Origin of the sequence: Rhodococcus sp. IEGM1339 (assembly GCF_050321925.1) — a bacterium.
In the GTDB taxonomy this organism is placed as follows: Bacteria; Actinomycetota; Actinomycetes; order Mycobacteriales; family Mycobacteriaceae; genus Rhodococcus; species Rhodococcus pyridinivorans.
The window spans coordinates 97,989-107,905 of record NZ_JBNQFT010000018.1; the positions used below are offsets into that span (position 1 = coordinate 97,989).

Annotated in this window: 9 protein-coding genes; 3 read left to right on the forward strand and 6 right to left on the reverse strand. The window is 66.9% G+C overall.

The window, feature by feature from the left end:
• Nucleotides 1–9 precede the first annotated feature (9 nt).
• Nucleotides 10–1,581, reverse strand: coding sequence for an MFS transporter (locus tag ACQR3U_RS16640; RefSeq protein ID WP_039583601.1), 1,572 nt, complete (start codon nucleotides 1,579–1,581; stop codon nucleotides 10–12).
• 129 nt (nucleotides 1,582–1,710) lie between these two features.
• Here ACQR3U_RS16640 and ACQR3U_RS16645 point away from each other — a divergent pair, with 129 nt between their 5' ends.
• The gene (locus ACQR3U_RS16645; protein WP_006554624.1) at nucleotides 1,711–2,379 is read left to right on the forward strand and encodes a TetR/AcrR family transcriptional regulator; all 669 of its coding nucleotides are present in this window, start codon (nucleotides 1,711–1,713) and stop codon (nucleotides 2,377–2,379) included.
• Between the two features lie 23 nt (nucleotides 2,380–2,402).
• Here the strand turns inward: ACQR3U_RS16645 and ACQR3U_RS16650 are convergent, their stop codons facing one another.
• The 3 genes from ACQR3U_RS16650 to ACQR3U_RS16660 all read right to left on the reverse strand — a co-directional run bounded on the left by ACQR3U_RS16650 (nucleotide 2,403) and on the right by ACQR3U_RS16660 (nucleotide 6,581).
• Nucleotides 2,403–5,417 carry a Tn3 family transposase gene (locus tag ACQR3U_RS16650; protein ID WP_230810925.1) on the reverse strand — a complete coding sequence of 1,005 codons (3,015 nt, stop codon included), beginning with the start codon at nucleotides 5,415–5,417 and terminating at the stop codon, nucleotides 2,403–2,405.
• Nucleotides 5,418–6,054: 637 nt separating this feature from the next.
• The gene (locus ACQR3U_RS16655) at nucleotides 6,055–6,312 is read right to left on the reverse strand and encodes a ParB family protein (RefSeq protein WP_072815827.1); all 258 of its coding nucleotides are present in this window, start codon (nucleotides 6,310–6,312) and stop codon (nucleotides 6,055–6,057) included.
• Nucleotides 6,309–6,581 (reverse strand): hypothetical protein, encoded by a 273-nt coding sequence (locus ACQR3U_RS16660; protein WP_072815825.1) that lies wholly within the window; start codon nucleotides 6,579–6,581, stop codon nucleotides 6,309–6,311. Before ACQR3U_RS16660 ends, ACQR3U_RS16655 begins: the two co-directional genes overlap by 4 nt.
• Nucleotides 6,582–6,768: 187 nt before the next feature.
• Between ACQR3U_RS16660 and ACQR3U_RS16665 the strand changes: the two genes are divergently transcribed.
• Both ACQR3U_RS16665 and ACQR3U_RS16670 read left to right on the forward strand, forming a co-directional pair.
• Complete coding sequence (locus ACQR3U_RS16665) at nucleotides 6,769–7,656, forward strand: replication initiation protein (RefSeq protein WP_072815824.1); 888 nt, start codon at nucleotides 6,769–6,771, stop codon at nucleotides 7,654–7,656.
• Complete coding sequence (locus ACQR3U_RS16670; RefSeq protein ID WP_072815822.1) at nucleotides 7,653–7,916, forward strand: sigma factor-like helix-turn-helix DNA-binding protein; 264 nt, start codon at nucleotides 7,653–7,655, stop codon at nucleotides 7,914–7,916. Before ACQR3U_RS16665 ends, ACQR3U_RS16670 begins: the two co-directional genes overlap by 4 nt.
• A 70-nt stretch (nucleotides 7,917–7,986) precedes the next feature.
• On the opposite strand, the gene ACQR3U_RS16675 is transcribed toward ACQR3U_RS16670, so the two are convergent.
• Both ACQR3U_RS16675 and ACQR3U_RS16680 read right to left on the reverse strand, forming a co-directional pair.
• A complete protein-coding gene (locus tag ACQR3U_RS16675) occupies nucleotides 7,987–8,973 on the reverse strand; it encodes a replication protein (RefSeq protein WP_230810926.1) in 987 nt (328 codons plus the stop codon).
• Nucleotides 8,974–9,365: 392 nt separating this feature from the next.
• Nucleotides 9,366–9,551, reverse strand: coding sequence for a toxin-antitoxin system HicB family antitoxin (locus ACQR3U_RS16680; RefSeq protein ID WP_064061405.1), 186 nt, complete (start codon nucleotides 9,549–9,551; stop codon nucleotides 9,366–9,368).
• Nucleotides 9,552–9,917: the final 366 nt, after the last annotated feature.

The window sequence follows — 9,917 nt, forward strand, 5'->3', positions numbered from 1 at the left end:
GGGCGTCTTTCACGAGAAGGGAGCGTGTTTTGCGGGGGAAATGGTCGAGATGTATCGGCGGCGTGGTGCGCGGCCGGGGGCCAGTACTGCCAGCACGATCGCCCCGACGGTGGTGAGGGCGGCCAGGGCGAGCGCGGCCTGGCCGCTGCCGTGCACGAACGCGGCCTTGGCGAACTCGGCCAGCGGTGCGGCCACCGGTCCGGCCTGGTCGGCGACCTGCAGCGCCGCGGCCAGGGAATCGGCGACCGGGCCGCGGGCGGGCTCGGGCAACTGGGGCAGGGCGGGCTGGATGCGGTGGGTGTAGCCGGCGGCCAGCACGCTGCCGGCCACGGCGATCCCGATCGCGGCGCCGATCTCGCGGGCGGCGTCGTTGACCGCGGCGGCGACCCCGTGTTTGGCCTCGGGGGTGTCGGCGACGATGGCATAGGTCGCCGGCGCGGTGCACAATCCCAGGCCCGCGCTCATGATCAGCAGCGGCCACAGCAGGTCGAGGTAGTGCGCGGCGAGTGTCAGCCGGCTCACCAGCACCAGCCCGGCGGCGATGGTGAGCAGGCCGGCCACGGTCATCACCCGTAACCCGACCAGGCTCGACAGCCACGGCGCGATCACCGAGATCACGACCAGCGGCACCACCATCGGCGCCAACGCCAGCGCCGAGGCCAGCGGCCCGTAACCGAAGACCAGCTGCAGGTACTGCACAAGCAGCAGGAATACCCCGAAGGTGACCAGGAACTGGATGGTCACCGACAGCGACCCGGCACCGAAACCACGGCGGGCGAACAACCGCACATCCAGCAGCGGCGCCGCCGAGCGCAGCTCGACGACCACGAAGGCCGCCGTCGCGGCCACGCCGACCCCGGCGGCGGCGGCGACGAGCGGGTCGGCCCAGCCGCGCGCGGGGAACTCGATCACGGCGAACACGATCGCCGCGACAGCGACCGCCACCGCCACCGCGCCCACCCAGTCCACCTGCGGATGCTCGCGCTGGCGGGACTCGGCGATGGTGCACGCCAACCCCGCCAGCACCGCCCCGGCCACGGTCAACCCTACGAACACCGATAGCCACGACCATCGTTCGAGCAGCACCCCGGCACCGAGAATCCCCAGTATCGCCCCGGATCCGGCGACCCCGGCCCATATCCCCACCGCCCGGCCGCGATGAGCGGGGGCGAACCCTGCAGTGAGGATCGACAGCGTCGAGGGCATCACCAGCGCGGCGCCTGCCCCGGCCAGCGCGCGCGTCGCGATCAACCAGGCCGGGTCGGACAGCAGCAGCGGCAGCGCCGAGGCGGCGGCGAACACCACCAACCCCACCACCAGCACCACGCGGCGCCCGTAACGGTCACCGACGGCGCCGGCGGGCAGCACCAGACACGCCAGCACCAGCGTGTAGCCGTCGACGATCCAGGTCAGCTGGGCTTGGGTGGCCCCGGTCGCAAGCGCGATCTGCGGCAACGCCGAATACAACGCCGCCATCGCCGCGACCACCAGCGCCACCGCCAGGCACGACACCGCCAGCATCCACCACTGGGCCCTGGTCCAGCGGGCGATCTCGACAGTGTCCGTTCCGGGTGTGGCCACCGGCACCTCCCCGACTTTGAAGACCAACGGTATCTGTACGAGACCATTCGTATCATAGTGGTTGGGGGGTGGGATAGAGTTCACCCATATCAAGAGTTCAACGACACGAATTCGGAGGAAGGCGCGTCCATGACCGACCCAGGCCCGGCGGCGACCGACCCGCTCGCCGCGGACGACGAGCAGGCCGATCCGCGACTGGCGCGCTCACGCAACCGGTTGCTCGACGCGGCCACCCATCTGCTGTCCACCGGCGGTGTCGAGGCGGTCACCGTCGAGGCGGTCACCCGCGTGTCGAAGGTCGCCCGCGCCACCCTCTACCGGCACTTCGGCAGCACCACCCAGCTGCTCGCGGCGACTTTCGAACGACTACTTCCCCAGGTCGACACACCGACCGGCACCGGGCCCGTGCGTGAGCGGCTCCTGGCGCTGCTCGCCAGCCAGGCCGACCTCATCGAACAGGCTCCGGTGCAGATGACCACCCTGGCCTGGCTGGCGATGGGTTCCATCGGCGAGGACCACCCCGACCCGGCCGCGGTCACCTCGCTGCGCGCGCGCGTCATCGAGCAGTACCGCCACCCGTTCGACCAGATCCTCACCAGTCCCGAGGCCCGCGCGATGCTCGGCGAGCTCGACACCACCTTCGCCATCATCGAACTCCTCGGCCCGATCGTGTTCGCCCGTCTCACCGGATTACGCAGCATCGACCACGACGACTGCACCCGGCTCGTCGACAACTTCCTCACCGCCCACCGAACACCCACGCCAGCAGACACCGCTATCGACATCGCCACGCCGTAACCACGGGCCCCGGTTCCGCGCGGTCAGAACAAGGTGTCGCGCACCCGCAGCGGCCGGTACCCGGTCGGGCCCAGCTGGGCCAGCTCGGCGTCGATGTCGACCTCGATCGCGCCGAAGAAGTTGATGTTGGCACTGTGGGCCGGGCTGATGTGGGCCAGGACCTCGTCATCGATACGCTGCCCGGTCCGGCGCATCTGCTCGACAGCGAACCCGTAATACTCTGTGGTCCAGGCGATCACAGCGTTGGTCGTCAAGGTCAGGCACCAGGCCTGCTCGGTCTGGTCCTCGAGGTGGCGCGCCCGGATCATCCCCTCATGGGCATAGAGCAGGTCGCGGCGCAGCGCGTGCAGCGACTCGCCCTTGTTGAGCTGCCGCGAGATCTTGCGCCGGTAGTCCGGATCGGAGAGGTATCTCGCGGCGTAAATGGTGCGCCGCAGCGCCCCGTACTCCTTGAGCGCCGCGGCCAGGGTGTTCTGCCGCCCCGACGCCGACAGCTTGCCGACCAACAGCGACGCGGTGGCGTGCCCGAACTTCAGCGATCCGGCCAACCGCAGCAGATCGTCCCAGTGCTCGGCGATCAAACCCAGGTTGGCCTTGCGGGTCATCAGCGGGCCCGCGTGCGGGAACCGGGCCTCGGCCTCGGCGCGCGGGCCCGGCCGGTACAGGGTGATCCGCCCCAGATCCCGGATCCGTGGCGAGAGCTGCATCCCGAGCAGGTCGAACAACCCGAAGTTGACCAGGGTGACCCCGTGGGTGTCGGTGGCGTGCTCGGTGATCGGCAGATCGGTGGCGTTGCCCAGGATCTCATCGAGCACGTAGTGGGCTTCGCGTTTGGTCGCCACGATGACCTTGGTGCCGTAGGTGGCGTGGGTGTCGCTGACATGGGTGTAGGTCGACAGGCCCTCGCTGGCGAAATAGCGGCTCAACGGCCGCGCCGTGGTCGACTTACCGCGCGTCGGGAAACGCTGCCCGTCGCTCGACGACAGTGTTCCGGCGCCGAACACCGCGGTCAGCGGCAGCCGCTGGTGGTAGCCGACCAGTACCAGGTTGGCCGCGCGCAGGGTCTCCTCGCGCACATACCACTCGTCGGTCCAGGCCAGGATGTCGTAGGTGATTCCGCACGCCTCGGCCATCCGGGTCAACCCCAGGTTCGTCGAGTGCGCCAGCAGTACCGCGATCAGGTTGCGTTTGAGCTCCGGCGTCCGGGTGGCCTGACCGCCGGCGTGGGTGAAGCAGTCCAGGTAGCCGGTGCGTTTGTCCAGCTCGATCAGCAGCGACACGATCGGCGCGAACGGCAGCATTTCGGTCAGCTCGGCCTTGAGCGTGATCGCCTCGGCGGGAACATCTTCCGCGCTCAGCGGCGAGATCACCAGATCCCCGCCCTCGTCCAGCCGGACCGGGCCGTCCCCGCCGGCCAGCACCTCCTCCAGCTCACCGAGAGCGTCGTGCAGTTCGGCGACCACGGTGGCCAGCGCGACGCCAGGATCGGCGGATCGCCCGACCAGGCCGCAGAACTCAACGCGTTGCGGTTCCCACTGCCCGGTGGTGAGCAGGTAGGCGGCCGGGTCGGCGTAACGGCGCGAGCCCGGCACGAACACATCCCCGCTGCGCAACCCGTCACGCAATCCGAGCAGCACACACAACTCCCAGTAGTGCCGATACGCGGTCGCGCTGCCGGATTTGCGGGCCTCGTCGAGGTAGCCGCGCCACTTCATCGGCACGAACCCGGTCGGGGCGTCATCGAAGACCTTGCGCCGCCCGGTCGCGTTCAACTCGCGCAGCATGTTCACCGCGATCAGCAACTCGGTCGCGGCGGTACCGCCGCAGAAGCGCACCGCTTCGAGCACCGCGGGGGTGAACTGACGCAGGTAGTTGTAGGAGGAATCCAACGCCGCCAGATGCCCGTGATCACGCGGCAACCTGGGCTTGGCCTGGGCGATCGCCGCGCGCAGGCGCTCCCACCCGATCTTCTCGCCGCGGATCAGCGCACCGATCTCCTCATCCGGAACGCCGGGGTCGGTGACGATTTCCAACAGATCGTCCAGCAGCGCCTGACGGTCCTCTCCAGTCTTCCCTCGTTCGGCCAGCCGCTGCTGCATCTTCCGTTCGGCAGCACCGAATTTCACCGAGATCGCCTGATCGAACAACGCCACGACCTCATCGAGGACATCGGTGCCGGACTGGGCCAGCACCGTGAGCAGGATCGGATACCGGCGTTGCGGATCCCGACGTTGCAGCGCTTGCGGACTCAGGCGCCGGCCCATCGTGGCCAAAAACCGGCGCCGCTCGGCGGGCAGCACCGACATATCCAGCCGATCAGCGCCCAACCCGCGCAGGAAACCCAGCTTGTCGACCTCGGCGCGGACCGCGGCCGCCGAGGCCTCCACCGGCCCGGTCGACAGCCACCGCAACCGCGAGATCCCCAGCGAAGCGTCGGTGACAAGCAAGCCGTCCAACTCCGCGCACCGCGCCGCAGTGAACTCGTGAGCGAGCCGGTCATAGGTTTCGGTCTGGGCCTGGTGGCGGGCGTGGGCGACCCGCTCGACCACGGTGACCGGGCCTGGCCGGATCACCTTCGCCGAGATCAGATACTCACACGCCAGCCGGAACAGCAGAGTCGGGGAATCGTGCTCCATCGCCCGCGCGAGCAGGAACTCATCGAGCTCCTTGAACTCGAGCGCACCGACCGCACGCCATCCCAGGTACCGCGCGGCCAGGCGCACATGCTCGGTGCGGGTCTTGGCTCGCCTGCCGTAGGCACCGATCACCACCGGATCCAACCGCAACTGCTCGGCGACACGAGCCACCGCCACCGGCGGAGCCGTGACCAGCCGATCCGGCACGAATCCCAGCCACGGCAGCGTACACAACGCGATCGCCAAGCCCAGCCGCTCGGCTGGGCCCCGGCCCCGGCCCGGATCCACGAACGCCAGATCCGCAGGCGTCAGCGTGAAGTACCGGAACAGATCCTCGCGGCTGATCTCCGGGAATCCCCGCAGTCGTTCCAACTCCTCGTCCGCGAACATCCGCGTCGCCACGACCCCAGCCTCCACCAGCACCGACCAACATCATCATCGGCAGTCAAGCACCAACCAGTCGACAGCGCATGCCGAACTCGAAACCCCGTGCCCACCAGTCGGATACGCCAAATCCGCCCGATTTCCGGCGGATGCTACGGCTACCCCGATCAGTAGCCACCACAGACCCGTGAGACCTCCGGCGAGATTGCGGACGGGTTCGGGTGGGCCGTCGAAGCCGAGGTAGGTGGTTCGGGCGTAGAGGTGGGGCTCATTCACGTCGGTGGCGGTCCTTTTCTCGGGCTCGGTCAGTCGGTGGTCGGCACTGTGTCACGCGGCACCGACTGATCTTGGTGCGTCGTGGTGCGCCCCGCTATCGGCTCGACGGCGAGAACGGCGACCGTTACGACGAGAACGACGGCGGCAACTGTCATTCGGCCGGCTACCGGATAGGCGTTGTTTGTGCTGGCGGGAGCGTTATCGTCACGGATTCTCGCGCACACTCGCATGGGTGCTTGAGGGTTCTCTGTGCTGCTGCCTCATGAAAGGGATTCCATAGTAATAATGGGTTATATGAGGCGTGAGAGTCCCACTGGGGGTGAGAATGGGTGGTTCTCATCGTGTCCTCAACGCATGAGGATGTGCGACTGAGAACCGGTCAGGTGCGATTCCAGCGGCCGACGCCGGTCTGGGCGGTGGATTTGACTTCCCCGGTGGTCGGGGCGTCCCAGCTGTGGCCGTTGTTGTGTTCGGCTTCGAGTCGTTCGATTGTCTCGAGGACGGCGGTCTCGAGGAATTCGCTGAAGGTGCTCGGCGGAAGGACTGCGCGGGTGCCGAGGTAGGCAGCGCGGATGCGTTCGGCCTGGTCGGTGTGGAACCCGAGTTTGGGGCGCGGTGTGCGTGACGCCTCGGTCATTGCTGGTCCTGTTCTCCTGGGCGGCTGGGGGCGTTGCGTCCGACGCCGGTCTGGGAGAGGGATTTGAGTTCGCTGCGGCTGGGGGTGCGCCAGGGCCGGCGGTCGTTGTGTTCGGCTTCGAGACGTTCGGTGGCCTCGACCAGCAGGTCGGTGATGAACTCGCTGAGGGTGGCCGGGGGCAGGATGGCGCGGGTGCCGACGTAGGCGGCGCGAATCCGGTCGGCGTCGGCTTCGCTGATGTCGAAGGCCATGCGCTTCTTCCCGGTCATGGTTCTCATCGTAACTTCGGTACGTGAAGCACAGCCTCTGCCACGAATGGACATGTTCGAGGGTTCGAAAGGGAGAAGGCGGGGCGGATACCTGATATGGCTTGGCATGACCTACCCGAATAATGTCTGTATATGGCTCGGCGTGTCCTACCCGAATACTCGATCTTGGTAGTGCACAGTACTCGGCATGGAAACGGCGGGGGAGTCCCTTCTCACTGACGAGCAGTGGGGAAACGAGGTGCTACTGCCGCATCGGCCGTTCGCGACGAACCAACTCGAGCACGGTCAGTACCGAATGAGCCGTGACCAGGCATTGACGATGCGCTACATCCAGCACTCTCCACACGCGTTGCTCGGATCGATCGTCATCGACTGTGACCACCCCGATGCGGCGATGCGGGCGTTCGAGAAACCGTCGGATCATCCGACGCCGAGCTGGGTCGCGCAGTCTCCCTCCGGGCGGGCGCACCTGGGTTGGTGGCTGGGCGACCATCGAGTCTGCCGTACCGACTCGGCGCGGTTGACTCCGCTGCGCTATGCCCATCGCATCGAGCGAGGTCTGTGTATCTCCGTCGGCGGGGACTTCTCCTACGGTGGGCAGCTGACCAAGAACCCGATCCACCCTGAATGGGAAACCATTTACGGTCCAGGGGATCCGTACTCGTTGCGGGATCTGGCGACCATCTACACACCTCGTCAGGCTCCGCGCCGGCCCGACCGCTCCGTGGGTCTGGGCCGCAATGTGACGATGTTCGACACTGCCCGTAAGTGGGCGTACCCACAGTGGTGGCACCATCGTCAGGGCACCGTAGACCAGTGGCTTCAGCTGGTTCTTCAGCGTTGTCACGGAATCAACAGCGAGTTCGCCGACCCTCTTCCTTTCATCGAGGTCCGTGCCACGGCGTACTCCATCGGCAAGTGGATCTGGCGTAATTTCGACGAGGGGACGTTCCGGGCGCGCCAGGCAGTACGTGGCAGCAAGGGCGGCAAGGTCATGAGCTCCGCCAAACGGGAAGCAAACAGGAAGCGGGCCACCAAGTTCAATCTGGCGACAGCATTGGAGTTCGCGCAATGAGCGGCAGCGCCCAGGCACAACAACGTCGGTCCATCACCGCAAAGGAACTGGCACGCCGGCTCGGCTCGTCGGAGCGCACTGCACGTCGCCTGATTGCCGAACCCCGAGACCAATTCCTCGAACGCGCAGAACGCCGACGCAAGCAGGTGGTCGAACTTCGCCAGCAGGGGATGAAGTACCGCGAGATCGCCGAGAAACTGGAGATGTCGACCGGAGCGGTGGGTCGGATACTGCATGATGCCCGCAAGCTCGAGGGGTAGGAGTGGCTTCCGCGTGAAACGATTCGATTCCCCTTCGCCGCTGTGGTTCTGACCGGAGCGAGAATTTCGTTCAGTAGCGGTGCCGGTCGAAGCGGTCCCCGCGGGTCCGGGTGCGCATGCCCGAGCGCCGGAACAGTATCTGCCGGATCTCGGCGAGAGCGGTGGCACGGGTGTCGTCGCTGGCCGGAGGATGAGCAGCACGCCGGTCGAGTTCGGCGCGACGTTCGGCGGCGCGGCGGTCCTGGATCTCAGTGCGGCGCTCGGTGGGGGTAGGCCCTGACCACACATCGGCGAGGGCACGGAGCTGCCAGCGCAGGAAAGCGGTCGGGGATGCTAGGTGTGGGAGGCTGCGGTCGTGGCGGAACTCGGTGATCTGGTCGGCTACGTCGTCGCCGGTCCATCGGGTGGTGTCGATGCCTGCGGCGGTCAGGGCATCGGCGATCGCTCCGACGTGGTGATGGGTGATTCCGGGTACGTAGTGGCCATTCCGATCCACGCCGCGGTATTCGGGCATCGTGGGACCGAGTCGGTCGGCCAGGCGCGCTGCGGCGATCTGAGCGTGCAGGGGTCGTGGGTCGCTCCCGGCCTTCATCGAAGCCCGGGCGCGGCGCGTAGCGCGCGCGTTGGTGATTACTTGAGAACGAGAGATACCTGTAGAACCCAAAGGGTTCTCCGGTAGATCCGCATGATTCGGAAACTGGGGATAAACAGAAGAGTTGGCAGTGAACTTGCTGGTCAAGGCCCACACGGAAGCTGCGCGAAGTTGCTTTCCACCGTGGGTGAGGCTGGCTTCGATGCGTTCGGCGATGGTGAGGTAGCGGCCGCGGACGAGCTCGACGGCGGCTCCGATGCGGCGAAGGATCTGGCGGGCACGATCGAGGACGTCGGTGCTAATGCCGGCGTACTCGGCGAGGGTGTCGCGGGCGGCGGTGAGGCTGCGGCCGGTGGATTCGTCGGCGTAAGCGGCGTGAGCGTTGGCGGCGGCGATGAACTTGTCCGGGGCGATGCGGTGCTCGTGGCAGATCTTGATACCGGTCTCGCTGCGGGCGAAGGTCATGATCTGGCGCATCCAGCCCGTGCGGGAGTCCCAGACGGGGATGGGGGAGTAGGCACCATCGGCTACGCGGAGGTTGTAGCTGCCGCGACGGCGACCACGGCGGGTCTGGGGAGTGGCGCGGCCGGGACCTCGACGGTTGTCCCGGGCGGTGTGTGCGCTCCGTTGAGGGCGACACGCGGGAGTGTGATTTGAGACGGAAGTTGGCCCAAACGAGCAGCGCTCGCTAATATGCATAACGAAGGCTTTCTGGAGAGAAAGTTCGAGTGCCCGAGGAGTTTGGCGACTTTGCTCGGTCACAGATTCGGTTTGGAAGACCCCTCGCTTGGCAGGCGGGGGGTTTTCTGCATCTGAGGGCGGGCTAGTTGGCGGCTAGCGGCCCTCTCTGGTGGCGTTTACACGGCCACCGCCTTGATCTCGCGGGCAAGGTCCGGTCGACCGGCTTGTAGTGCGAGCAGGTCGGCGACGTATTGGGATAGCGCGACCTTGGCGTCTTTGGCATCGTTGCGGAGCTGTTCGTGCAGCTCAGCGGGGATGCGTAGAGTCATCGCGGCGCGGTCGCCTTTATGCGGCTGTGCCATGCGTAAACCCCCGGTTCTTCAAGATCGGCCCGTTGAATCTGACTCAGGTTAGCGGCTGCGAGCGCGGATGTCAGTTACCCCCGTACATCGGCGTGGCGCGTGTCGACTAGTGGGACGGCAGTCAGGGAGCCCTTGAGCGGTGGGAGGCGGCGGTGTGCCTCTCGTCGGCGGTGGGGCACACTCTCACGAATGGCGTCACCGCAGCTTTCGACGAGCAGCCCTGCGACCACCGACTCCCAGCCGATCCCGCGACCTCGATGGAGACTTCCGCTGGTGGGTGATCTGCTCAGCATCGACGTGGCCAAGCCGGTTCAGCGTGAGATGCAGATGGCACAGGAACTCGGTGGGATCTTCGAACGCAAGATC

Bases quoted from the DNA above. Each gene is read 5' to 3' on its own strand.
- ACQR3U_RS16645 (WP_006554624.1), top strand. From the start codon at position 1,711: ATGACCGACCCAGGCCCGGCGGCGACCGACCCGCTCGCCGCGGACGAC.
- ACQR3U_RS16670 (WP_072815822.1), top strand. From the start codon at position 7,653: ATGAGCGGCAGCGCCCAGGCACAACAACGTCGGTCCATCACCGCAAAG.
- ACQR3U_RS16665 (WP_072815824.1), top strand. From the start codon at position 6,769: ATGGAAACGGCGGGGGAGTCCCTTCTCACTGACGAGCAGTGGGGAAAC.
- ACQR3U_RS16680 (WP_064061405.1), bottom strand. From the start codon at position 9,551: ATGGCACAGCCGCATAAAGGCGACCGCGCCGCGATGACTCTACGCATC.
- ACQR3U_RS16655 (WP_072815827.1), bottom strand. From the start codon at position 6,312: ATGACCGAGGCGTCACGCACACCGCGCCCCAAACTCGGGTTCCACACC.
- ACQR3U_RS16675 (WP_230810926.1), bottom strand. From the start codon at position 8,973: ATGACCTTCGCCCGCAGCGAGACCGGTATCAAGATCTGCCACGAGCAC.
- ACQR3U_RS16660 (WP_072815825.1), bottom strand. From the start codon at position 6,581: ATGACCGGGAAGAAGCGCATGGCCTTCGACATCAGCGAAGCCGACGCC.